Annotated in this window: 23 protein-coding genes; 12 read left to right on the forward strand and 11 right to left on the reverse strand. The window is 68.3% G+C overall.

Annotated elements, in window-relative coordinates; translation table 11 throughout:
• The first annotated feature begins 66 nt into the window (after window positions 1–66).
• Together CFP71_RS22985 and CFP71_RS22990 are read left to right on the forward strand one after the other, a co-directional pair.
• Window positions 67–1,569 carry a tryptophan 7-halogenase gene (locus CFP71_RS22985; protein WP_093936012.1) on the forward strand — a complete coding sequence of 501 codons (1,503 nt, stop codon included), beginning with the start codon at window positions 67–69 and terminating at the stop codon, window positions 1,567–1,569.
• Window positions 1,566–3,893, forward strand: a complete 2,328-nt coding sequence (locus CFP71_RS22990; RefSeq protein ID WP_093936056.1) for a penicillin acylase family protein — start codon at window positions 1,566–1,568, stop codon at window positions 3,891–3,893. Before CFP71_RS22985 ends, CFP71_RS22990 begins: the two co-directional genes overlap by 4 nt.
• A 69-nt stretch (window positions 3,894–3,962) precedes the next feature.
• Here CFP71_RS22990 and CFP71_RS22995 read toward each other — a convergent pair whose 3' ends face one another.
• Window positions 3,963–4,934 (reverse strand): ParB N-terminal domain-containing protein, encoded by a 972-nt coding sequence (locus CFP71_RS22995; protein ID WP_244199794.1) that lies wholly within the window; start codon window positions 4,932–4,934, stop codon window positions 3,963–3,965.
• Window positions 4,935–5,189: 255 nt separating this feature from the next.
• Window positions 5,190–6,254 (reverse strand): ParB/RepB/Spo0J family partition protein, encoded by a 1,065-nt coding sequence (locus tag CFP71_RS23000; protein ID WP_244199795.1) that lies wholly within the window; start codon window positions 6,252–6,254, stop codon window positions 5,190–5,192.
• 9 nt (window positions 6,255–6,263) lie between these two features.
• Here CFP71_RS23000 and CFP71_RS43700 point away from each other — a divergent pair, with 9 nt between their 5' ends.
• The 3 genes from CFP71_RS43700 (at window position 6,264) to CFP71_RS23010 (ending at window position 8,648) form a co-directional block, all read left to right on the forward strand.
• On the forward strand, window positions 6,264–6,737 hold the full coding sequence (locus CFP71_RS43700) for a hypothetical protein (protein WP_143267155.1): 474 nt from the start codon (window positions 6,264–6,266) through the stop codon (window positions 6,735–6,737).
• A 76-nt stretch (window positions 6,738–6,813) separates the two neighbouring features.
• The gene (locus tag CFP71_RS23005; protein WP_093936013.1) at window positions 6,814–8,013 is read left to right on the forward strand and encodes a sensor histidine kinase; all 1,200 of its coding nucleotides are present in this window, start codon (window positions 6,814–6,816) and stop codon (window positions 8,011–8,013) included.
• On the forward strand, window positions 8,001–8,648 hold the full coding sequence (locus CFP71_RS23010; protein WP_093936014.1) for a response regulator transcription factor: 648 nt from the start codon (window positions 8,001–8,003) through the stop codon (window positions 8,646–8,648). The genes CFP71_RS23005 and CFP71_RS23010 overlap by 13 nt, the downstream gene beginning before the upstream one ends.
• A 7-nt stretch (window positions 8,649–8,655) precedes the next feature.
• Here CFP71_RS23010 and CFP71_RS23015 read toward each other — a convergent pair whose 3' ends face one another.
• Complete coding sequence (locus CFP71_RS23015; protein ID WP_093936015.1) at window positions 8,656–9,624, reverse strand: Lrp/AsnC family transcriptional regulator; 969 nt, start codon at window positions 9,622–9,624, stop codon at window positions 8,656–8,658.
• A 117-nt stretch (window positions 9,625–9,741) separates the two neighbouring features.
• On the opposite strand from CFP71_RS23015, the gene CFP71_RS23020 reads away from it, so the two are divergent.
• On the forward strand, window positions 9,742–11,181 hold the full coding sequence (locus CFP71_RS23020; RefSeq protein ID WP_093936016.1) for an FAD-dependent monooxygenase: 1,440 nt from the start codon (window positions 9,742–9,744) through the stop codon (window positions 11,179–11,181).
• A gap of 21 nt (window positions 11,182–11,202) precedes the next feature.
• Here CFP71_RS23020 and CFP71_RS23025 read toward each other — a convergent pair whose 3' ends face one another.
• From CFP71_RS23025 to CFP71_RS23035, 3 genes are all read right to left on the reverse strand, one after another.
• Window positions 11,203–11,685, reverse strand: a complete 483-nt coding sequence (locus tag CFP71_RS23025) for a hypothetical protein (protein WP_093936017.1) — start codon at window positions 11,683–11,685, stop codon at window positions 11,203–11,205.
• Between the two features lie 268 nt (window positions 11,686–11,953).
• On the reverse strand, window positions 11,954–12,433 hold the full coding sequence (locus CFP71_RS23030) for a VOC family protein (protein WP_093936018.1): 480 nt from the start codon (window positions 12,431–12,433) through the stop codon (window positions 11,954–11,956).
• Window positions 12,434–12,506: 73 nt separating this feature from the next.
• Entirely contained in the window at window positions 12,507–12,914 is a 408-nt protein-coding gene (locus tag CFP71_RS23035; RefSeq protein ID WP_093936019.1) for a hypothetical protein, read from the reverse strand.
• A gap of 158 nt (window positions 12,915–13,072) precedes the next feature.
• Here CFP71_RS23035 and CFP71_RS23040 point away from each other — a divergent pair, with 158 nt between their 5' ends.
• Complete coding sequence (locus CFP71_RS23040) at window positions 13,073–13,627, forward strand: GNAT family N-acetyltransferase (RefSeq protein WP_244199796.1); 555 nt, start codon at window positions 13,073–13,075, stop codon at window positions 13,625–13,627.
• A gap of 36 nt (window positions 13,628–13,663) precedes the next feature.
• Here the strand turns inward: CFP71_RS23040 and CFP71_RS23045 are convergent, their stop codons facing one another.
• Entirely contained in the window at window positions 13,664–14,080 is a 417-nt protein-coding gene (locus tag CFP71_RS23045) for a DUF6228 family protein (protein WP_093936021.1), read from the reverse strand.
• A gap of 173 nt (window positions 14,081–14,253) precedes the next feature.
• Here CFP71_RS23045 and CFP71_RS23050 point away from each other — a divergent pair, with 173 nt between their 5' ends.
• On the forward strand, window positions 14,254–14,928 hold the full coding sequence (locus tag CFP71_RS23050; protein WP_093936022.1) for a S1 family peptidase: 675 nt from the start codon (window positions 14,254–14,256) through the stop codon (window positions 14,926–14,928).
• Window positions 14,929–15,006: 78 nt separating this feature from the next.
• On the opposite strand, the gene CFP71_RS23055 is transcribed toward CFP71_RS23050, so the two are convergent.
• The gene (locus CFP71_RS23055) at window positions 15,007–15,657 is read right to left on the reverse strand and encodes a TetR/AcrR family transcriptional regulator (RefSeq protein ID WP_093936023.1); all 651 of its coding nucleotides are present in this window, start codon (window positions 15,655–15,657) and stop codon (window positions 15,007–15,009) included.
• 109 nt (window positions 15,658–15,766) lie between these two features.
• Between CFP71_RS23055 and CFP71_RS23060 the strand changes: the two genes are divergently transcribed.
• A complete protein-coding gene (locus CFP71_RS23060; RefSeq protein WP_093936024.1) occupies window positions 15,767–16,543 on the forward strand; it encodes an SDR family NAD(P)-dependent oxidoreductase in 777 nt (258 codons plus the stop codon).
• A 77-nt stretch (window positions 16,544–16,620) separates the two neighbouring features.
• Here CFP71_RS23060 and CFP71_RS23065 read toward each other — a convergent pair whose 3' ends face one another.
• From CFP71_RS23065 to CFP71_RS23075, 3 genes are read right to left on the reverse strand one after another with little or no spacing between them, the layout of a single operon-like run.
• Window positions 16,621–17,136, reverse strand: coding sequence for an SRPBCC family protein (locus tag CFP71_RS23065; protein WP_093936025.1), 516 nt, complete (start codon window positions 17,134–17,136; stop codon window positions 16,621–16,623).
• A gap of 18 nt (window positions 17,137–17,154) precedes the next feature.
• Complete coding sequence (locus CFP71_RS23070) at window positions 17,155–18,072, reverse strand: VOC family protein (protein WP_093936026.1); 918 nt, start codon at window positions 18,070–18,072, stop codon at window positions 17,155–17,157.
• A gap of 1 nt (window position 18,073) precedes the next feature.
• The gene (locus tag CFP71_RS23075; RefSeq protein WP_093936027.1) at window positions 18,074–18,931 is read right to left on the reverse strand and encodes a fumarylacetoacetate hydrolase family protein; all 858 of its coding nucleotides are present in this window, start codon (window positions 18,929–18,931) and stop codon (window positions 18,074–18,076) included.
• Window positions 18,932–19,048: 117 nt separating this feature from the next.
• Between CFP71_RS23075 and CFP71_RS23080 the strand changes: the two genes are divergently transcribed.
• The 3 genes from CFP71_RS23080 (at window position 19,049) to CFP71_RS23090 (ending at window position 22,382) form a co-directional block, all read left to right on the forward strand.
• Window positions 19,049–19,777 (forward strand): GntR family transcriptional regulator, encoded by a 729-nt coding sequence (locus CFP71_RS23080; protein WP_093936028.1) that lies wholly within the window; start codon window positions 19,049–19,051, stop codon window positions 19,775–19,777.
• A gap of 261 nt (window positions 19,778–20,038) precedes the next feature.
• Window positions 20,039–22,126: a HelD family protein gene (locus CFP71_RS23085; RefSeq protein ID WP_093936029.1), complete on the forward strand. Its 2,088-nt coding sequence runs from the start codon at window positions 20,039–20,041 to the stop codon at window positions 22,124–22,126.
• A gap of 70 nt (window positions 22,127–22,196) precedes the next feature.
• Window positions 22,197–22,382, forward strand: a complete 186-nt coding sequence (locus CFP71_RS23090; RefSeq protein ID WP_093936030.1) for a hypothetical protein — start codon at window positions 22,197–22,199, stop codon at window positions 22,380–22,382.
• Window positions 22,383–22,513 lie beyond the last annotated feature (131 nt).

A 22,513-nucleotide genomic window follows, 5' to 3' on the forward strand; every position in this document is an offset into this window, starting at 1 on the left:
GCGGTCGTTGTGAAACCCTGGAACCGAGAAATCGAGAGATTCCGGAAACGTGTTCCAGGAGGTCGAATGAGTACGGCACGACACGAGGAATTCGACGTAGCGGTCGTCGGCGGCGGCCCGGCGGGGTCGACGCTCGCATCGCTGGTGGCCATGCGAGGGCATCGCGTCCTGCTTCTGGAGAAGGAGACGTTCCCCAGGTACCAGATCGGCGAATCGCTGCTGCCGTCCACCATCCACGGCATCTGTCATCTGCTCGGCGTCGACGAAGAGATCGCCGAAGCCGGTTTCCTCCGCAAGCGTGGCGGCACTTTCCGGTGGGGCGCCAACCCGACGCCGTGGAACTTCGCCTTCTCCGTTTCGCCCAAGGTCGCCGGGCCGACCTCGTTCGCCTATCAGGTCGAACGGAGCAAATTCGACAAGATCCTGCTCGACAATTCCGCTCGTAAAGGGGTCGACGTCCGCCAGAACCGCACGGTGACCGACGTCGTGGAGGGTGAAGACGGCCGGGTGCGCGGATTGCGGTACACCGATCCGGACGGCACCGAGCACGAGGTTTCGGCCCGCTACGTCGTCGACGCCTCCGGCAACACCGGTCGCCTGCACAAACGGGTCGGCGGTTCGCGGAAGTACTCCGACTTCTTCCGCAGCCTCGCCCTGTTCGGCTACTTCGAGAACGGCAAGCGCCTGCCCGCCCCGAACTCCGGCAACATCCTGTGTGTCGCGTTCAGCCACGGGTGGTTCTGGTACATCCCGCTCAGTGACACGCTGACCAGCGTCGGCGCCGTCGTGCGCCGGGAGGACGCGGCGCGGATCCAGGGCGACCCCGAGGAGGCGATGCGGGCTCTCATCGACGAGTGCCCGATGATCGGCGAGTACCTCGCCGGCGCGACGCGTGTCACGACCGGCCAGTACGGCCAGTTGCGGGTGCGCAAGGACTACTCCTACCACCACACGAATTTCTGGCGGCCGGGTATGGTCCTCGTCGGCGACGCCGCCTGCTTCGTGGACCCGGTGTTCTCCTCCGGGGTCCACCTGGCCACCTACAGCGCGCTGCTGGCGGCCCGGTCCATCAACAGCGTCCTGGACGGGAAGGTCGGCGAGCAACGGGCCTTCGACGAGTTCGAGGCGCGGTACCGCCGCGAGTACAGCGTCTTCTACGAGTTCCTGACCTCGTTCTACGACATGCACATCGACGAGGACTCGTACTTCTGGTCGGCCAAGAAGGTGACCAAGAGCAGCGACACGGAACTGGAGTCGTTCGTCGAACTCGTCGCCGGGATGTCCAGCACGGAATTCAACCTGACCGACACCGAGGCGGGGGTCCTGCGCCTCAAGCAGCGCTCGGCGGAGTTCGCCGACGCCGTCGACACACTGGTCGAGGCCCGCGAGGAGAACATGACGCCGTTGTTCCGGTCGTCGGTGGTGCGCCAGGCGATGCAGGAGGGTTCGCAGGTGCAGACCCGGGCGCAGCTCGGCGACGAAGCGGGCGAGGTCGCCCCGGTCTTCGACGGGGGTCTCGTCGCGACGCCCGACGGCATGTCGTGGAGCGAACCGGATCCGGTCCGATGAAGCGGCGCGGCCGGAAGGCGGTCGTGCTGCTGGCCGTCTCCGCGCTGCTGTCCGGCATGACTCCCCCGGCCGCGATCGCCGGCCCGCGTCCGGAGACCTTCCAGGTCCCCGGGCTGAGCCGTCCGGTGCGGATGGTCGTGGACCACTGGGGTGTGCCGCACATCTACGCGCGGAACACGGACGACCTCTTCCTCGCGCAGGGATTCAACGCCGCGCGCGATCGGCTGTTCCAAATGGACATCTGGCGGCGAAGCGGTCTCGGGCTGCTCTCGGAGATCCTCGGCCCGTCGTTCGTGAAGCAGGATCGCGCGGCCCGGCTCCTCCTCTACCGCGGCGACATGGACCGCGAATGGGCGGCGTACGGTCCCGAGGCGAAACAAGCGGCGATCCGGTTCACCGAAGGCATCAACGCCCGGCTGGACTGGATCGAGCAGCACCCGGAAAGCCTGCCGCCGGAGTTCACCGAGTTCGGCTTCAAGCCGGGCCGATGGCGGCCGGAGGACGTGGTGCGCGTCCGCAAGCACGGGCTGTCGATGAACGCGGCGTCGGAGGTGCTCCGCTCCCGCCTGGTCTGCGCGGGCGGCATCGAGGCCGACAAGTTCTCCCATGCGCTCCAGCCCGCCCACGTCCCGGCGGTCCCGGACGGGATCGACCCGTGTTCGATCCCGCCGGACGTGCTGGATCCCGTCGCTCCTGCCTTCGGCGGGCAGCCTCCTTACACCTCCGGGATGGCCGAAGGCAGCAACGGCTGGGTGGTGTCGCCGGACAGGACCGCGAGCGGACGCCCGATACTGGCCAACGACCCGCACCGGGCGCTCACCGCGCCGCCGCTGCGGTACCTCAGCCATCTTTCGGCGCCGGGCCTCGACGTGATCGGGGCGGGCGAGCCGTTCCAGCCCGGGGTCTCCATCGGGCACAACGAATCGGTCGCGTTCGGCCTGACCGTGTTCGGTATCGACCAGGAGGATCTGTACGTCTATAAGCTCGACCCGGGCGATCCCGGCCGGTACCGCTACGGCGACGGCTGGGAGTCCTTCCGGACCGTCACCGAGGAGGTGCCGGTCAAGGACGGGCCGCCGCAGCGGATCGAAATGCAGTTCTCCCGGCACGGTCCCGTACTGCGGGTCGACGCAGGGCGTCAGGTGGCCTACGCGCTGCGCACGGCCTGGACCGAACCCGGGACGGCACCGTACTTCGGCTCCCTGCGCTATCTGCGGGCACGGAACTTCGGCGACTTCTCCGCCGCGCTGCGGCAGTGGGGCGGGCCGGCGGAAAACCTGCTCTACGCCGACACCGGCGGGAACATCGGCTGGGTCGCGGCCGGGCTGGCTCCGAAGCGCTCCGGCTACGACGGGCTGTTCCCGGTCCCCGGGGACGGCCGCCACGAGTGGACCGGCTTTCACGACGGCGCGACCCTGCCCCGCTCCTACAATCCGAAGAACGGCTTCATCGCCTCCGCCAACGAGTACAACGTCCCGGCGGGGCATCCGTTCCAGGTGGGCTACGAGTGGGAACCCCCGTATCGCAAGCAGCGCATCGACGACGTGCTCGCCGCCGGCCGCAAGCAGTCCGTCGACGATTCGGTACGGCTCCAGAACGACCAGCTTTCGCTGCCGGCGCTCCGCCTGGTGCCGCTGCTGGCCGGGTTGCGGAGCACCGATCCCGACACCGAGCGGGCGTTGAACCTGCTCCGCGGGTACGACGGTGTCGCCCACGTCGATTCGGCGGGCACCGCGCTCTACGAGCCCTGGTTCACCAACCACCTCGTCCCGGCGTTCCTCCGCGTGTTCCTGAACGAGGAGGCGGCGTCGCTCGCGGCGATTCCCGGCGGCGACGTCGGCTTGATGCTCGACGCGCTCGAACATCCCGACCGTTGGTTCGGGCCCGGCGGAGCGGCCGCCAGGGACCGGTTGTTGCTGTCCACGCTCGGCGCCGCCTACGCCGACGTGCGCGGGAAACTCGGCGACGATCCGGGCAAGTGGCGCTGGGGCGCACTCCAGCACACGTCCTTCCTCAGCACCACCGGACGGCACGTCGGCCCGGTGGAGCGCGGCGGCTCCGGGTACACGGTGGACGTCTCGAAGTACGACCCCTCCACCTACGGCCAGGGGGTGGGCGGCTCGTTCAAGATGGCGCTCGACGTCGGGCGCTGGGACGGCTCCAAGGCGGTCAGCGCCCCCGGCCAGTCCGGTGACACGACCGGCCCGCACTATCGCGACCTGCTGGAGCGCTGGCGGACCGGGGACTACTTCCCGTTGCTCTACAGTCGCAGCGCGATCGAGCGCAACGCCGAAAAGGTGATCGTCTTGCTCCCCCGCGCCTGACTGCCGCGATAAAACGGGCCCCTCTCGATGACCTCCTTTGGTCATCGAGAGGGGCCGTTTTCAGCTCCCTCAGGCGGATTTCGACCCTTTGTGTTCGATGCGGAACGCGATCTCCGACCATTTCTCGGCGCAATAGCGCGCCAGTTCGGCGATCGTTTCCGTACTGTGCGGCGGCACGCTGTCGACGAGCCTGTTCCAATCCTCCGACCGGACCATGTGGATGTTCAGCAGCCGCAGCAGGTCCCGGCCGTTCTCGTTGAGACGCAGCGCGGGATCCTCCCGCAACCGCGCCATCACCAGCGCCGGCGGCGGTTTCACCTCGTACCGGGCGACGACACGGCCGGAGAGCCGGTCGTCGGGCTCCCATTCCCCGAGCTTCGCCTGCCGTTTCCGCGGGACCGGGTCGTCGCCGCGCAACATCCGCTTCTTGACGTCCCGCACGGTCTCCGCCGAGATGCCCGCTGCCCGGGCGACCTGGCGCAGCGACAGGCTGGGATTGCCGACGATGATCTCGTGCGCCAGCTTGCGCCCCGCGCTCACGTCGATGGACCGGACACGGCCGTCCCTCCCGATACGGCCCGCCTCGTTCTCCTCACCGGCCATGTTGTCGCGGCGGATCGCGGCGACCGTCTTGGCGGACATGCCGACCACCGACGCGATCATCCGGTCGGACCAGCGGCTGTGGGTGACGATGATGCGTTCCGCCGCCTGTCTGCGATCGGCCGTCGACAGTGGCAGGCCGTGCGTGGTGTTGGACTCCACGGCCAGGATGAACGCGTCCTCCTCGGTGCCTTCGAAGAACCGCACCGCGATCGTCTTGCGGCCGGCCAGCATCGCCGCCCGAAGGCGGTGCACGCCGTCGATCACCCGCATCGAGGGCCGGTGCACCACGATCGGCGGCAGCGGCACGCTGGCGGCCACCAGCATTTCCACGTGTTCCATACTCTCGCCCGCGATCCGCGGGGAGTCACCCGCGGAGAGAAAACGAATTTCCACTTCTTCTGTCGGTTGCAGATCGTCGCGCCCCAGTGCGAACCGCAATTTCCAGCTCCTTAACTTCGTCCCTACCCGGCACTCATGCCACGGCGTTCAACTGCCACCTTTTGCGCAGTTGAACACGAATACAGGAAATAATTGGCACCCGGCCAAATCCCACACAACGGAATGACCGGATAATGCCCGCGATGTGCGCCGATCATTCTTTGCCGAACGCGGCGGATTGTCACGCGTTTCTTCGCGAGGTTTCACCCCGTGGAACACCCGGCGGCGCCGGCCGTACCGGCGCCGCCGGGGCGGTCATTTCGGGTCGTCCACCGGACGGACGCCCCAGGGGTCGGCGATCGCCGCGCGATCGTCGAGTTCTTCCGCGAGGGAGAGCCAGATCTCCGAAAAGTGGCGGGCGAGGCTCGTGATCATCGCCAGGCAGTGAGGGGGAACAGCCTCCGTGGAACCGAGCCAATCCTTGGCCTCGGCCGCGGTGTGCTGAATGAGCCGCAACAGCCGTCTGCCTTGCTCGTTGTGCCGCAAAGAGGGATCCCGCAGCAGTTTCTCCAGTGCGTACCGGGCCACATCGTGGTCCACGCCCGGCGACTTGGCCACTTCCGCGCCGAACTTCGCGGCGGTGACCGCGTCGGCCTCCCCCGCGACGGGCTCGAGTCGCGCGGCGTCCTTCTCCGCCTCACCATTCGATCGCGACTCGGAGGACTCGGCTTCCGCACCGCGTTCGAGCCGTTTGCGGACAGCCCGTACCGTGCCGGGTGAGACACCGGCGGCCCGGGCGACCTCGCGCAGCGACGCGTTCGGGTTCGACGCGATGAACTCCGCGGTCCGCTGCCGCCCCTCCTCGTGGTTCAACGGGCGCACCTTGCCATCCCTGCCGATGCGCGCGGCCACCTCCGGAACGGAGTCGGTGGACCGCCGGATCGACGCCACGGTCCTGGCACCGAGACCCGTGATCTCCGCGATGGTCCGATCCGACAGGCGGGGATGGGCGGCGACGATCCGGATCGTCGCGGCCCGGCGATCGGCCTGGGACAGCGGGAGGCCATGGGTCACGTTCGCCCGCACCGCCCGCAGGAACCCCTCCTCGGGATCGCCGTCGAAGAACTCGACGTCGATCGTGTCCTGCCCCCTCATCGACGCCGCCATCAACCGGTGCATCCCGTCGATGACCCGCATCGTGCGCCGGTCGACCAGGATGGGCGGCAGCGGTGCGTCCGTTTCCGCGAGCCGCGCGACATGTCTCTTGTCCTCGCCTCTCAGCCGGGGCGACTCACCCGCTCTCAGCGAAAGAATGGGAATCGTGACTATTTCCTCATGCGCCGTCACCGAACGGAACAGCCGTGCATTCGAATCGATCATGCATCCCCCATGACGTCCGACACCGTCCGAGGCCCCGGTCCCCACGTCTCCCACCGCTCACGACAAGCCAAAAACGACCGCGTACTCGACCGGCTCTCCGCCGCCGAGCCGAAGTGGCAGGCTCTGATCCGTGACCCCCACGCAAGCATCGCGGATTCGACCATGGTGAGCAAGAGTCGCCGCTCCGCTTACCTCGGCCTCATCGTCGTCGATGTCATTCGGGCCGAAACAATCAAGCCTGAATTCCGGATGCATTCACGGCCGATACGAGCGAACCGTTATCGCGTACCCGAATCCGATCGTGACCCCGCCGACGGTGAAAACGGGATTGCGGCGGAGTATCATTCATCTCTTGTACGGACCTTGAGAACGATCTTCGAAGTCTCGATCGTCCGGCGACGACGAATTCCGAAGCTGTCGGCGCCCACGAATCGGGTATTCGTCACGGTGAAGCCGGGATTCCACGATCGCCCGTACCCGTAGTGGCCCAGCTCACGCGAGCGAGAGCAAGCCGGGCACCACCCTCAGGCCGGTCCCCGCCGGATGGGAGACTGTCCGGGTGATCACCCGGCTGCGGTCCTGTTGGTCCGCGATCCGGTACCTGACTGTCGGCGCGGCCTCTTCGATGGTGTCCTGGTTCGTACTCGTCGGCATGCTGTTCGTGCTGCTGATGTGCCCGTTCGGCGTCGGGATCCCGGCGTTGCCGGTCGCGCTCCGGCTGATCCGCCGTCCGGTCGACTTCGAACGCCGGCGCGCCGCCCGCCTGCTGGACGAGCCGATCCCCGCGCCGTACCGGGAGGGCAACCCGGTGACCGATCCGGCCTCGCGGCGGGACCTGGGCTGGCTCGCCTTCCACGGCGCGACCGGGTTCGTCATCGGGATCTTCGCCGTAGCGCTGCCGCTCGGCGGTCTCCGGCAGGTCGTCACGGCGTTCGTCTGGCCGACGGTGCCCGGCGGGCTGGAAAGCTCACTCGGGTTCATGGTGACGTCCTGGCCCACGGCGGCGCTCAGCGCGATCACCGGTGTCGGCATGATGGCGCTCGTGTTCCTGGCCCCCGCGGTGGCGCGGTGGCAGGCCTCCGTCGCGCGCAAGCTGCTCGCCCCCGCGCCCGGTGTCGTGCTGACCGACCGCGTCGTCGAACTGGCCGCGACCCGTGCCGCCGCGCTGGAGGCGCACGGCAACGAACTCCGCCGTCTCGAACGGGACCTGCACGACGGGACGCAGGCGAGGATCGCGGCGGTGGTGCTGCAACTGGGGATCGCCGACTCGATCTTCGACAAGAATCCGGAAAAGGCCCGGGAGTTGCTGAGCAAGGCTCAGGACACCGCGACCGGCGCGCTGGCCGAACTGCGGACCGTCGTCCGGAGCATCCACCCGCCGCTGCTGACCGACCGCGGCCTCGACGGCGCGGTCACCGCGCTGGCCGACCGCTGCCCCGTTCCGTGCACTGTGGACGTTCGCAGCGACAGCCGTCGTCCCGCCGCCGTCGAAGCGGCCGCCTACTTCGTCGTCGCCGAGACGCTGACCAACGTCACCAAGCATTCCGGGGCCGAGCACGCCTGGATCACGCTCGACGGCACCGCGGACACCCTCCTCATCGAGATCCGAGACGACGGCCACGGTGGCGCCGACGAATCCGGCGGCAGCGGCCTGTCCGGGATCCGCAAACGCGCCGAGGCGTTCGACGGGACCTTGAAGCTGTCCAGCCCCCACGGTGGGCCGACCGTACTGAAGGTGGAGTTGCCATGCGGGTCGTGATCGTCGAGGACGACGCGCTGCTGCGCGAAGGCCTGGTGCTGCTGCTGAACACCTCCGGCATCGACGTCGTCGCGGCGGTGGACGATGTGGACGCGTTCCTCGAACTGGTCGCCGACGACCGGCCCGACGCGGTGATCACCGACGTCCGGCTGCCGCCGACCCACACCGACGAAGGCCTCCGCGCCGCCGTCAAGGCACGGAAGATGCACCCCGGCCTGCCGGTGCTCGTGCTGTCGGCCCACGTCGAAACCGGGTACGCGGCGGAGCTCCTGGCCGACGGCAAGGGCGCCGTCGGATACCTGCTCAAGGAACGGGTCGGGAAGGTCGAGAAGTTCCTCGACGCGCTGGACCGGGTCGTCAAGGGCGGGACGGCCATGGACCCCGAGGTGATCACCCAGCTGATGTCACACCGCCGGGCCACCGATCCGCTCGAAGGGCTGACAGCGCGCGAGCGCGAGGTGCTCGGGCTCATGGCGGAGGGCTACAACAACACGACCATCGCCGAATTGCTGGTGGTGAGCGACGGCGCGGTGCACAAGCACATCCGGAACATCTTCGCGAAGCTCGGATTGCCGGAGGACAGCGGGCATCGGCGGGTTCTCGCGGTGCTCGCCTACTTGAGCGGGAAGAACTGACGCGAGGTCACCGCGCCCGGTTCGCGGCGCGCTTGACCGTCTTGATCACCGGCGCCGTCTCGATCTGCGTGATGGCGGGCAAGGCGGCCACCCGGGTCGTCAGGTACCGGTACAGATCCCGCTGGTTCGCGCACACCGCGGTGGCGCACAGGTTCGTCGGCCCCGTCGTGGCCGCGGCGAACGCGATCTCGGGATGCCCGGCCAGGGCCGTACCGGCCTCTTCCAGGTAGGCGGGGGCGACCGAGAGCCACAGCACGGTCCGGGTGCTGACGTCGAACAGGCTCCCGTCGACGTCGATGTCGAGATACAGCACGCCGCGTTCGCGCAGTTCGGCCATCCGTCGCCGGACCGTCGTCGGCGACCAGCCGGTCACCGCGGCCAGCTGGGCGAGCTCGGCCCGGCCGTCCATGGAGAGCGTGGCGAGGAGCTTCCGGTCACCGTCGTCGAGCCGCACCGGTCCCGGGCGATACGGCACCGGTGGCGGACGCAGCCGCGCGATCGCCTCCTCGTCGAGCGAGCCGATCTTGGCGACGAAGCTGTCCGCGCCGCCGTAGAAGGCGTGCAGTACGGAATGCGCTGTCACGCCTTCCACCCGCGGGGTGCGCGGGAGCTTGGCCAGCAGCAGCGTCTCGCTGTCTTCCTCGCTTTCCGTGCGGACCGTGCAGGTGATCTCGGTGCCGCCGGAGGTGAGGCTCACCCAGGACGTGTCCGGACGTCGGGCCAGTGCCTCGGCGACGGCGCCCGACGCGGTGGGCGCGCAGCGCACCCGCAGGAACCACAGCTCCGCGCCCAGCGCGATCGGATCGACGCCGCCGAGCACCCGCACCGCCCCCGCCGACCGCAATCGCGCGTACCGGCGGGCGATGGTGCGATCCGACACGCCGAGAACCTCGGCGATCGTGCTGAACGGAGCCCTGCCGTTGATCTGGAGGGCGTGCACGAGTCGTCGATCAAGCTCGTCGTAGTCGGATTCCACGGCTTCGAGCCTAATCGGTGTCGGATATCAGCACGTTCTCGCCTATCCATGGCCTGACCCGGTTCGGCGGGCGGAACGTTGTCCTCGCCCTGATCGACACGACCAGAGGGAGAATCCATGGACACCGAGGTGCTCGTCGTCGGCGCCGGTCCGACCGGTATGACGCTGACGAACGAACTGCTTCTCGCGGGGGTCCCGGCAGTGCTGGCCGACAGGCTGCCGCAGCGCAGCGATCTGTCCAAAGCCGGCGGTGTGCAGTCACGCACACTGGAGGCCTTCGATCAGCGCGGCCTGCTGAAACCGTTGCTGGACAACGGGAACTACCCGACCAGCGCCGGTCACTTCGCCGGCGTCCCGTTCTCTCCCGAACACGCCGGGCACCGCCTGCCGTGGCGATCAGTGCCGCAGGTGGTCATCGAGGGATTCCTTGAGCGGCACCTTGCCGCGCAGGGCCTCCACGTCCGGCGCGACCACGAACTGATCGGCCTCGCCCAGGACGAGGACGGGGTCACCGCCACCTTCGCGGGCGGCACCACCGTCCGCTGCCGCTACCTCGTCGCCGCCGACGGCGCCCACAGCACCGTGCGATCCCTGCTGCGGGCCGGTTTCCCCGGCAAAGCGGGAACGGCCACCGTGATCGCCGCCGACGTCCGGTTGAGCGGCGCCGACCAGGTGATGTCGCATACCTGGAACGACGACGGGGACTGGGTGGCACTGTTCGCGCTCGGTACCGATCCGCAAGGCCGGGAGCTGCGCAGGCTGGTCGTCGGCGGGCCGGGCCGCTCGGTGCCCCGGGACGTCCCGATCACCGAAGAGGAGATCCGGGACGGCCTGCGACGGGTGTACGGGTCACGGGTGGAACTGCTCGAACTGCGCTACGCCCGCCGCATCACCAACGCGGCCCGGCAAGTCGAGCACTACCGGCACGGACGGGTGTTCCTGGCGGGCGATGCCGCGCACGTCCACCTTCCGCTCGGTGCGCAGGGCATGAACACCGGGATCCAGGACGCGCTCAACCTCGGTTGGAAGCTGGGTGGCGCCGTGCACGGATGGGCGCCCGGGGACCTGCTGGACACCTATCACTCGGAACGGCATCTGGTCGGAGCCGCCGTGCTGCGCAACGTCCAGGCGCAAAGCCTGTTGATGGACTGGGCGGGCACCCGCGATCCGGAAGTGCTGGCCGCCAAGGAGCTTTTCGCCGCCATGACGCGACTTCCGGAGGTTCAGCGTCATCTGGGCGACCTGCTGTCCGGGATGGCCATCACCTACCCGATGCCGGGTTCCGGGAGCCATCCGCTCGTCGGCCGCGCCGCGCCGGACGCGGACCTCGGCCCCGTCCGCGCGCACGAACTGCTGCGGTCCGGGCGCGGCGTCCTGATCGACCCGGGTGACCGGTTCGCCAAGGTCGCCGACCTCTGGCCGGACCGGGTCGACCGCGCCGGTCAGGGCGCCGACACCGAGCCGATGCTCATCCGCCCGGACGGCTACGTGTGCTGGGCCGGTGACCCGGACGACCTCGAAGCGGCGCTCGGCCGCTGGTTCGGCGCGCCGCGCTGACCACCGGCGCTGTCCCTCTCGTCAGCTCGGCGGCTGCTGCGTCGGCGGCTGCTGAGTCGGCGGGATGGGCTGCTGCGGGCTGGGCTGGGGGTTTACGGGCTGTTGGGCCGGGAAGCCCGGCTGCGCGGTCATCGGGTAGCCCGCGGGGGCCGGATACGGTGCGGGACCCGGCTGCCGGAGCGAACGGCCACTCTTGACGACGCCGACCGCGACCAGGAGCCAGGACAGCACCGCGCCGGCGTCGAGCGGGATGCCGACCCCCATGAAGATCAAGCGGATCTCACTGGCGCTGAGGTCGTCGGCCCAGGACGACAGGTTCATCACGACGAACTGCCAGGCGATGCTCACCACCGTCGTGACGATCATGATGACGAAAGCGGCCACCATCAGGCCGGAAACTCCCCTGGACCGGCCTTTGATCGAAAAGACCATGCCGAGGATCCCCACCACGAGCAGCAACACTCGCGGGATGGTTTCGATGACCGTGCTCGTAAGGGGTGTCATGCCTGCCTTCCACGAACTCTCCGCCGGACGACCGGCTACGCCAGGCAGATCCTAGGCGGTGGCGGCGTCCCGTGTGGCCGGTTCGGCAAGGAACCCTCCACACCCCCCTCAAGCCTCTCGGGCCACCTGGCCGTGGTGGCCGGTCCAGTCACGCGGGACTGTGTGGATTTCTGAGCGTCCAACGCACCGAAATCCACACAGTCGGCGCCCGATTTCCGGTGCCACGCGGAGTCACTGACCCATTCCGCGGACATGCCACATCTGCCCCTCAATAGTTCGGCGCGACCGGTCCGGTGGTCGGATCGTCGAGGTCGAGCGCGGGCATCGCCGCCGCGTCCGGGGCCCAGGTTTCGAGGAACCCTGGCTGGACCGAGAGGTCCACCAGCTCGATCCGGGCTCCGATGCTGTCGAGGCGGTGGTAGGTGAAGGAGCGACCGTAGGGGCAGGAGTCGAACTCGATCGGCGCGCCTCGATCCACCAAACGCTCTTTGTCCGCCATGACGTCCTCGGACCAGTAGCCGATGTGGTCGAAGCGGGAACCGTCGGTCGCGTCCCACGGACTACCGGCGGGGCCCTGGATCACCTCGAAGAACGGTGGCCCCTCGACGGAGAACACGATGTTGTAGTCCCAGTCCCCGAGAGTGCCCGCGCGGACCGGACTCCAGGTCACGCCCAGGGTCGACGTGAGGTCCTCGGTCGCCCGTCCGATGTCCTGGACGACGAAGCACAAGTGGTAGAAGGTGTTCACCCGCCCTGTCCACCAACTCCACGATGCGCTGAAACGCCCCGACCTCGATCAGCGGCGGTGGCGGCAATGACGGTCATAGCTGGTAGGGATAGATTTTGATCTTCTCAGAGCTCAGGTTGATCTCGATCCATTCGCCGTCCATCCCGGGAGGCAGGCCGTCGATATGGCCGAGGTCGATCATCGCGCCGGCCAGCTCAAGATGCGCGAACGGCTGCGCCCCCTCGAACCCGGTGAGGCCGAGCCGTCCTCGGCAGAAGACTCCGCGTTCGTTCTGAAAAAGGCGCGGTTCCTCGACTGCGACCGGCGAGCAGTTGAACTCCCACCGGAACTCCTCGTCCAGTTCCCACTCGATGTAGTGCTCGCCCGCTGCCGCTTCCGGGTTTCCGCCCCAAAACGCCGGCACGGTCCCGACCGAGGTCATCACGGTGACCGGCGCGGCATCGCCGGGCCCCTGGGAAGACCGCTCCACCTGAACCAGCACCGCGTCATCGTTCCGTACGGCACGAGCCCTGCCAAGTGCGCCCTGATGTGCCACGTCGGGGGCAAGGCAAACCCGGCTGTCGCGCAGGCCGGGTTTGGTTCACGGTGGCCATGGAATTTCGGATGCGTCAAGCTCTCGTCCGTGGCAGGTTCGCCCCCATGCCAGACGATCATCACGCGGCGATATCGACCATGCCGAAGCCGGACGTTCGCATCGTGCAGCTGACCGGCCCTGTGTTCGACTCGCTCGCTCTCGGCGATCTGGCCGGAGCAACCGCGGCCGGCCCGGTACCCCTGACGGCCTACCTGGCCGGACCGGACCGGCGTGGGCTGTGGCGCAGGCGCGCCGAACAGGTCGCGTCCGACCCCGGCAGTGCGGCCTGGGTCACCGGCATAATCTGGGATCGGCAACGGCTGCTGGCTGTCGGAACAGCCGGATACCACGGGCCTCCTGACACAGCGGGGATGGTCGAGATCGGCTACGCCGTCGACCCCGCATACCGGCGACGCGGTTACGCGCGAGCAGCCTTGGAATCGTTGCTGGCGCGGGCCGCCAAGGAGCCGCTGGTGCACACCGTCCGGGTCACGATCAGCCCCGACAACACCGCCTCTTACCGATTGGCATCGCAGTACGGCTTCGTCCGGGTCGGCGAACAATGGGACGACGAGGACGGACTGGAGATCATCTACGAAACCCCGGCGAATCACCTGTAGCCAGCTCTCAAATCTCCCGTCGTGCTGGTGAAATCGCTACGAGCCAGTCACCAGTACCTTGATGTCTTGGACGATTCGGGAGAGTTGTTCTCCGGGTTCGATCGTCAAATCACCGGTCGCGGTCCAGCCGTCGTTTCCCCAGTCGGGCCGAAACCTCTGGAGGGTGACCCGCAACTGTACGTGGCCGCTCTGGTGCGACGCATCGATTCTCAGCTCTTTTTCGAGAGACTCCCAGGTCCGGACCCCGTCCCAGCCACGCCAGTCGTCGCCGTGCTCCTGAAAGAACTCCGCGAGATCGGCGAACCCTGTCGCATAGTGTTGCGCGAGGAGAACCGACGCGGACAAGCCGTCGAGCTGCAGTTCGGCAAGCAAGCACCGTGGCGGACCGTCCTCTGTGGAATCGGCTGTCAGCCGCAGAAAGTCTTGGTTGGAGCCGACTCGTACCTGAATCACGGTCGCATCATGGCGTTCAGCAGCCGGGACGACAACCGAAATAGCCGGATAGCACGATCGTGGCGGCCGACGGCTTCTGATCACTCGTCAGGCTGACTCCGTTTGTGTCGCGGACCGCGCGGCACTGGACTGGTCGCACATATCCAGTCTCCAAAGGACGGAAGGATCTGACCATGTTCGGCAGCTCACGCCGTAAGCAGGCCGGGGTGCTTATTTCCGCGGCCGCGGCCGTCTTGCTGGCCTGCCCAGTCGCCTCCGCCGCACCGGCCGCGGCCGGTGCGGCGCAGCAGTCGACGGTGAACGGCGGTGATGCGATGTACACGGTCTCGCCGGGCCCCGGCCGTGAACCGTATTACTGCTCAGCGGGGTTCGCGATCCTCGTCAAGGGCGTCCGCTACATCCTCACGGCCGGGCACTGCACCGAACACGGGCTGGACTGGCAAGGTATCGGCCCCAGCGTGGACACCCATTTCCCGGTGACCGATTACGGCCGCGTCCGCGACCTTTCCGGCTCCGGGCGCAGCCGGGTCGACCTCTACGACGGCAGCACCCAGCTGATCCTGCGCGCGGGCACCCCGCAAGTGGGGCAGAAAGTGTGCAAGAGCGGGATGACCACGAAGAAGACGTGCGGGAAGGTCCTCGGCCTCAACCAGACCGTGAACTTCGGCGGGGGCAAACAGGTTGTCGGGACGATCGCCACCGACATCCCCATCGGGAGCGGCGATAGCGGCGGCCCGCTGTTCTACGCAGGCATCGGCTACGGGGTGCTGTCCGGCGGGAACAGCAAGGTCAGCTTCTTCCAGCCACTGCGCTCCGTGCTCACCGCTTACGGCGCCACCCTCGCCTGAGAGGACGACGGCGCGCCTCGTAGACCAGCCTGCTTCGGCCGGAGCAACGTTGTCGCCCCGTCCATCAACCTTCATGCGCTACGTACGGCTGCTTCGGTTGGCAGTGTTCGCCGCGCCATATCTGGCTTCCATCATCAGCACGGCCTCGTCCACGACGTGTGCCATCGATGCGTCGTCAGGAGACCAGTCGATGAGCAGCATCCGGGGCCAGAAGACGTAGTTGGAGATCATCCCGAGGAACTGGGTCGCCGCCAGCTCCGTATCGTCCAGCTTCGCCGTTCCCAGGGCGTTCTCGGTGTCGAGATAGCGGCGTACCGAGTCGAAGTAAGGCATCTTCCCGCGCTCGAAGTGAGACTCCCCCAGCTCGGGGAAGCGCGGCAGTTCGGCGATGACGATGCGGAAGAGGGCCGCCATGCCGGGCCGGGCGAGGAGGGAGACGTACCGGCGGCCGATCGCCGTCAGGCCCGCCCGCAGGTCACCCGCCGGCGGGTGGAGCTCGCCGTCGTCCTCGGCCGCCCAGGACTCCGTCACGATCGCGTCGAACAGCGCCGCCTTGGTCGGGAACTGCTTGAACAGAGTCGCCTTCGACACCCCGGCCGTCTCGGCGACCTTGGCCAGTGAGGCGCCGGCATACCCGGCGTCGAGGAACAGCCGGGTGGCGGCCTCGATGATGGCCGCCCGCTTCTGCTCGGCGACGCGCCGGTGGTAGGGCGAGGGCTCCTTCGTCATGGGCGTCATCCTACGCGAGGCGAGTCACTTGACTCACCACTCGCCAAGTCCGTAGCGTTGGCGAGGTGAGTCGCTCGACTCACCACTGTTTCGCAGGGAGGACCGCGTCATGGGACGCTTCGACAAGCAGACCGTTCTCGTCACCGGAGGCACTGGCGGGCAGGGCGCCAGCCACGTCCGGGCCTACCACGAAGAGGGGGCGAACGTGGTCATCGCCGCACTCTCCGAAGGGCTCGGCAAGGAGCTCGCCGCCGAACTCGGTGAGCGGGCACTGTTCGTCCAACTCGACGTCACCGACGAAGACGCCTGGGCGGCGGCGGTCGACGAGACCGAACGCCGATTCGGTCCGATCGCGGTTCTGGTCAACAACGCCGGCGTCCAGAACCCCGCGGTGCCGATCGAGGCGATCGAACGGCGCGTCTGGGACCTCGTTCTCGACGTCAACCTCACCGGCACGTTTCTCGGCATCAAGACCGTGACCCCGTCATTGCGCCGCAACGGCGGCGGCGTGATCGTCAACATCGCCTCCACGATGGCCCACGTCGGCACCTCGCTCTACGCGCCGTATGTCGCCAGCAAGTGGGCGTTGCGCGGGCTGACCAGGACCGCCGCGCTGGAGCTGGGCCGGGACGGCATCCGGGTCAACTCCATCCACCCCGGCGTCATCTCCACCCCGTTGATCAACGAACCGATCGCCGGCCAGCCGCCCATCGCCGACTTCTACTCCCCCGAGCCGTATGCCATCCCCCGGTTGGGAACCCCGGCCGACATCACCGCACTCCTCCTCTACCTCACCTCCGCCGACGCCTCGTTCGTCACCGGCTCGGAGTTCGTCGCGGACGGCGGGCTTTTGCTCGGCCCCGCCCTGAACGTCCTCGTCGCGTAAAGCGTGAAGCCCGGAGCCGTTGGCCGACCGGCGTTCCGTTCAGGACCGCCGGAGGTAGCGGTCCCGAACCACCGAGGTCACCCAGCCGTGCCTTCGAGGTGTGCCTTGATCAGTTCCAGGCCGGGCTGGATGCGTGCCGGGTCCTCGACGGGGTGCGGGCCGGGCGGCTCGGTGTCCGGGACCAGTCGTTCGAACAGGCGGCAGAACAGGGTCGTTCCGTCGCCGAGGTCGAACGTGGTGAAGGTGGCGATCGCGTGCATCGCCGGGGCCAGGGAGCCGTCGTCGAGCACGTCCCGGCCGACCACTGTCCACAGCTTGCCGGGGACCCGCGCCACCACGGTGTAGAGCTTCGGCTTCTCGTTCAGCTCCGGCTGGATGGTCTCGAGCAGTACGTCGCCCATCTCGGCGGGGACGCCTTCGGTGCCGCGTCGCACCTCGGTGCCGAGGGCCATCGGCAGCCATTTCGGCAGGTTCGACCAGGTGGTCACCCAGTCGTACACCTCCTGTGCCGGGCGGTTGATGACGATGCGGTTTTCGACGAATCGGATGTTCAGGTTGTCCGGGATCTGGGGAACGTACAATTCCACTGGCACGACTTTCTCCTTTGTTGATCAGGGTGCGTGTTGACCGGTCATGAGCGCGGCGAGGTCGTCCGGTGCCAGGAACGACGGTGGCGGGGGCGGGCCCCAGCTGAAGAGGCCTTGGGCGCCCTCGAAGACTTCCGGAGTCCAGATCTCGTCCTCGGGGATGCAGTCCATGTCGGCGTAGTACTCGCTGAAGTTCCCCGCCGGATCCTTGAGGTACCAGAAGAAGTTGGATCCCGCGTGGTGCCTGCCGAGGCCCCAGACATGTCGCTCGGCGTCGCCTGCCAGCATCGCCGCCGCGCCTCGCCCGACGTCGTCGATGTCGTCGACCTGCCAGGACGTGTGATGCAGGAAGTTCACCGGCGCCGCGAGCGCCAGCACGTTGTGGTGATCGACCGAGCAGCGCATGAAGGCGCCCTTGTTCCCGATGTAGTCGCTGACCTTGAAACCGAGTCCTTTGGTGAAGAACCCCATGGTGGCTTCGAGATCGGTCGTGCCCACCACGCAGTGGCCGAGTTTCCTGGGCCGGATCGGGTCCTCGCGCAGCACTCCGGGCGCGCGGCCGAACCGCTCGACGCGGCCGGGCCCGTTGTACGGGGTGGCCGGGACGGGCTGCTGCGCGATTCTCGGCGCGATTTCGACGCGGACGGTGAACCCGGAAACCGGCTCGATCGCGGTGACCGCGGTGCCGTCCGTGCCGCCTGTCACGCCGAGTCGTTCCAGCCGTGACGCGGCCCGCGCGACGTCGTCGACGTCGTCGACGCCCACTCCGAGTTCGAGCACCCGCCGGGATACGGCGTGCCGGATCCGCAGCTGTTCGCCGCCGTCGCGAGTGCTGAAGGCCCCGTCGCCGAGGTGGGTGAGCCCGAACTCGGAGTAGTAGGCGATGGTCTCCGCGACGTTCGGGACACCCATGGTGACCCGGGTGAGGCGGTGCATGCCCATGTCAGTCCTCCTGAGCGGCGACGAACGTCTGGCGCATCTCACCGATGCCTTCGATCCAGCTGACGAGGCGTTCGCCTGCCCTCAGGAACCGCTTCGGCGTGCGGCCCATGCCCACGCCCGCCGGGGTCCCGGTGAAGACGAGATCGCCCGGATACAGGGTGATGGTCCGCGACAGCGCGGAGATCAGCCTGGCGACCGGGTAGATCAGTTCGCGGGTGCGGCCGTCCTGCACGGTCTCGCCGTCGACCGCGCAGCCGAGCGCCAGGTCGTCCCGGTTCGCCAGCTCGTCCGGCGTGACCAGCCACGGCCCGACCGGCGCGAAGTTCGGGAAGGATTTGCCAAGGCTGAACTGCGGGGCGGGGCCTGCCAGTTGCGTGACGCGCTCGGAGAGGTCCTGTCCGATCGTCACCCCGGCGACGTGGTCCCACGCGTCGGATTCCGCGACCCGGGTGGCGGTCCGGCCGATGACGGCGACGAGCTCCACCTCCCAGTCCACGTCGCCACCGGCCGGCAGCACGACCTCCGCGTCGGGGCCGGTCAGCGCGGAGACGAACTTGGTGAACGTCGGGGGAAGTCCTTCCGGCGCCTCGAAACCGGACTCGGCGGCGTGGGCGTCGTAGTTCAGGCCGATCGCGACGATCTGACGCGGGGCCGGTGAGGGTGAGCCCAGCTGCGCGCGGGTGAAGACGACGCCGGGTTCGGCGGGCGGCAGTCGCGCCCAGGCCCGGAACTCGTCCCAGTTCTCGTAAACGGACGCGAGGCCGGGGCCGAACTTGCCGCCCGACGCGGTTTCGACGTCGATTCCGGTGTCGTCGGCGGTCAGCAGGACCGCGCGTCCGTCCACATTGGCCAGTTTCATGACTACCCCTTTCCGGGATTCGGCCGCCTTGACCTCGGTGCCGGCGGCCTGAATTCGAAACTAACCCCAAACTTTCGAAAGTTCAACCCAGATTCGTAAAGTGCTAGACTGGAACCCATGACCAAGAGCGGCGGAGCGACCCGCACCGACGGCATCCACCAGGCGTTGCGCGCCGACATCCTCGCCGGTCGGCTGATACCGGGCGACCGGCTCAAGTTCCCGGACCTGGCCGACCGCTACCAAGTGAGCGTCGGAGCCACCCGCGAGGCATTGACGAGACTGGTCGCCGAAGGACTGGTGGTGGCCAGGCCGCGTCAGGGTTATCTGGTCCGGCCGCTGTCCCATCGGGATCTGGCCGAACTGACGCAGGCGCGGGCGGAGATCGAGGCCCTGGTGTTGGGGCTGTCGGTGCGGGAAGGCGACACACGCTGGGAGGCAGATGCCGTTGCCGCGCACCACCTTCTGGAACGCGCGCCGTATCTCGATCCGGCCGATCCGGACCACCTGTCCGACGAGTGGTCGCAGGCGCACGCGGCCTTCCATCACGCGCTGCTGGCCGGCTGCCGCAACCAGCGGCTGCTCGACGCGGCGCGGTCGTTGCGACAGGAGGCCGAGCTGTACCGGCAGTGGTCGGTATCCCTCGGCAACGAACCCGGCCGCGACGTCGCCGCCGAGCATCGAGCGCTACTCGACGCCGTTCTCGCGCGCGACGCCGATCACGCGCAGGAACTGCTGCGTGACCACATCGCGCACACCGCCCGGCTGTTGATCAGCTGCGCGCCCGATCAGCCCAACCAGGTCGGGGAAGAACCGGCTTCGCGGTCCTCGGTGACGAACACTTCGTGAATCGCCTCGGTCCGCCACTCGAAGTTCGCGTCGTGGTCAGTCGCCCACAGCTGGCGGCGGACGCTCAGGAGCCGCGGGCGGATACGGGTCGACACCCTGTCGGCCGAGGTCGGTCGTGGCCGTCGCGCCGTGGCTCGCCCTTGCCGGCCGCCCAGCCTCGTGTCGACCGGCTGAAGCCGCCGGGAAGAACAAGACTGTTTCTTCGCGATATCGCCGTGCACCCTCGATGTCATCGATCATCGAACGGCGAGGAGTTCAGGGGTGCCGACCAGCGACGAGACCGATCGCGAGCTTGTCCTCGAACAGGAGTACGTGACCGCCCTGTACGCCAGGCTGGACACCCTGCGCGCGCACGCGGCGACCCGGCTGTCCGCGGCCCGGGATGCCGATCGGGACGCGATGGCGTTGTGGCAGGCGGAACTGGCTCGCCTGGAGTCCGTTGAGGACGGACTGTGCTTCGGGCGGCTGGACCTGCGTGACGGGCGCCGTGTCTACGTCGGCCGACTGGGGTTGTTCCACGACGAGGACGACGAGCAGTTGCTTCTCGATTGGCGGGCGCCGGCGGCTCAGCCGTTCTACACCGCGACCATGGCCGCGGCGCACGGGGTGAGACGGCGACGGCGCATCACGACCCGAGGCCGGGTGGTCCTCGCGCTGGACGACGAACTGCTCGCTCCGGATACGGCCGATACCGCCGAGGAAGGCGCCTTGGTCGGGGAGGCCGCGTTGATGGCGGCGGATCGAACCGGGCGGATGCGCGACATCGTGACCACGCTGCAGACCGAACAGGACCACATCGTCCGCGACGGATACGCCGGAGTGCTGGTGGTGCAGGGCGGACCGGGGACGGGCAAGACGGCGGTCGCACTGCACCGGCTGGCCTACCTGCTGTACACCCGTCCGCACCTGCGCACACGGGGTGTGCTGATCGTCGGCCCCAGCGAAGTCTTCTTGGACCACATCGGGCAGGTGCTCCCCGGGCTGGGCGAACACGCCGTGGTGACGGGCACGATCGCCCTGCTCCGTCCGGACATCCGGATCGGCCGCACGGACCCGGCGGAGATCGCCGAGGTCAAAGGCGGGGCCGACATGGCCGACCGGATCGCCGCCGCGGTGCGGTCGCGGGTGCGCGTGCCCGATGAGCCGGTCGAGGTGGAGTTCGAGCAGCAGACGGTGCGGCTGGATCCGAGTGACTGCCGCCGCGCGCTGGACATGGCTACCCGGAGTGGATTACCGCACAACCAGGCTCGGCTGGTGTTCCAGCGACGGCTCGTCGAACTGATGGCTCAGCGCCTGACCGACCAGTTGGAGAGCGTGGTGTTCACCGATAGCGGCGACGCCATCGATGGCGGCAGCGCCGACGGGCGGCTCAGCCCGGCCGACCTGCGGGCATTGGCCGCCGCCGGTGTGGTGATCGACCCCGGCCGGGAGGACGACCGTGACGGCCCGAGGCGCCTGCTCGACGAGGACGACGTCGCCCGCCTGCGCAGCGCTTTGCTGACCGACGGTGCGGTGTGCCGCATGCTGGACGGGCTGTGGCCCCCGCTGACCGCGCGGCAAGTGGTGACCGGCCTGTTCGCCGACCCGGCCGGGCAGTGGAGCACGGCGGACATTCCGTTGCTGGACGAGGCGGCCGCGATCCTCGGCGAAACCAGCGCCGCGGCCAGGGTGACGTTCGGGCACGTGGTCGTCGACGAGGCGCAAGAACTGTCCGCGATGGCCTGGCGGATGGTGATGCGCCGCTGCCCCACCAGATCGATGACCATCGTCGGCGACCTCGCCCAGACCAGCGATCCGGCAGGGGCCTCGTCCTGGGATCGCGCACTGCGACCGCATGTGCGCGATCGCTGGCGGTTGGCCCAGCTCACCATCAACTATCGAACCCCGGCCGAGATCATGGCCGCCACCGGCGACCTGTTCGCCGCACACCATCCCGGCCTGCGACCGCCCCGATCCGTACGCGCCGCCGGTGAATCACCCCGGCGACGGCGCACCACGCTCGCCGAACTGCCCCACGTCGTCGCCGACATCGCCGGCGGGCACACCTCCGGCAGGCTGGCGATCATCACCCCGCCCGCCCACCTGGCCATGCTCAGGAGGTCTTTGCGCCTCGCCATGACGACCGCGATCACCGATCCGGTCGTCGTACTGACACCCGTCCAGGCCAAAGGACTGGAATTCGATTCCGTGCTGATCATCGACCCGGCCGCGATCCTCGCCACCCCCTTGGGACACAACGATCTGTACGTCGCCATGACACGCGCCACCCGGCGGCTGGAGATCGTGCATCCCGGCCCGGTACCGGCCGAACTGTCACGGATCCAAGAACGCACGCCGTTTCCGGGGTAGCGCCAGCACCACCCGCGATCGGGGGTCACTCCCCTGGTTCCCCACCTTGCCCTTCCCTAGCGTCTTTCCCATGAACGACAGCAAAAGCGTCCTGGTCACCGCCTCTCTCTGGCTCGTCCTCCTCGTCAGCGCCGCCACCAACTCGATCGGTCAGTTCGCGGGGATGGACGGGACCATCCGCATGATCGCGGGCGCCGTCTCGGTCGTCTGCATCGTGCTTCTGATCATCCGTTACGTGGCCAAACGCAGGGCGTGAACACACGGCCTGCCCGGCTGGTCTTTCGGGGCTCCTGTTCCCGGTCCTTGTTCCCAATGTCGCATTGGAGACGCTCAGCGACACGAATGCGACATTGGGAACATCCGCCGCCGACGCAACAGCGGTCAGGA

This window comes from Amycolatopsis thailandensis, from assembly GCF_002234405.1.
Classification (GTDB): Bacteria; Actinomycetota; Actinomycetes; order Mycobacteriales; family Pseudonocardiaceae; genus Amycolatopsis; species Amycolatopsis thailandensis.

Bases quoted from the DNA above. Each gene is read 5' to 3' on its own strand.
- CFP71_RS22985 (WP_093936012.1), top strand. From the start codon at position 67: ATGAGTACGGCACGACACGAGGAATTCGACGTAGCGGTCGTCGGCGGC.
- CFP71_RS22990 (WP_093936056.1), top strand. From the start codon at position 1,566: ATGAAGCGGCGCGGCCGGAAGGCGGTCGTGCTGCTGGCCGTCTCCGCG.
- CFP71_RS23000 (WP_244199795.1), bottom strand. From the start codon at position 6,254: ATGATCGATTCGAATGCACGGCTGTTCCGTTCGGTGACGGCGCATGAG.
- CFP71_RS43700 (WP_143267155.1), top strand. From the start codon at position 6,264: ATGACGTCCGACACCGTCCGAGGCCCCGGTCCCCACGTCTCCCACCGC.
- CFP71_RS23010 (WP_093936014.1), top strand. From the start codon at position 8,001: ATGCGGGTCGTGATCGTCGAGGACGACGCGCTGCTGCGCGAAGGCCTG.
- CFP71_RS23020 (WP_093936016.1), top strand. From the start codon at position 9,742: ATGGACACCGAGGTGCTCGTCGTCGGCGCCGGTCCGACCGGTATGACG.
- CFP71_RS23025 (WP_093936017.1), bottom strand. From the start codon at position 11,685: ATGACACCCCTTACGAGCACGGTCATCGAAACCATCCCGCGAGTGTTG.
- CFP71_RS23040 (WP_244199796.1), top strand. From the start codon at position 13,073: ATGCCAGACGATCATCACGCGGCGATATCGACCATGCCGAAGCCGGAC.
- CFP71_RS23050 (WP_093936022.1), top strand. From the start codon at position 14,254: ATGTTCGGCAGCTCACGCCGTAAGCAGGCCGGGGTGCTTATTTCCGCG.
- CFP71_RS23055 (WP_093936023.1), bottom strand. From the start codon at position 15,657: ATGACGAAGGAGCCCTCGCCCTACCACCGGCGCGTCGCCGAGCAGAAG.
- CFP71_RS23060 (WP_093936024.1), top strand. From the start codon at position 15,767: ATGGGACGCTTCGACAAGCAGACCGTTCTCGTCACCGGAGGCACTGGC.
- CFP71_RS23070 (WP_093936026.1), bottom strand. From the start codon at position 18,072: ATGGGCATGCACCGCCTCACCCGGGTCACCATGGGTGTCCCGAACGTC.
- CFP71_RS23075 (WP_093936027.1), bottom strand. From the start codon at position 18,931: ATGAAACTGGCCAATGTGGACGGACGCGCGGTCCTGCTGACCGCCGAC.
- CFP71_RS23080 (WP_093936028.1), top strand. From the start codon at position 19,049: ATGACCAAGAGCGGCGGAGCGACCCGCACCGACGGCATCCACCAGGCG.
- CFP71_RS23090 (WP_093936030.1), top strand. From the start codon at position 22,197: ATGAACGACAGCAAAAGCGTCCTGGTCACCGCCTCTCTCTGGCTCGTC.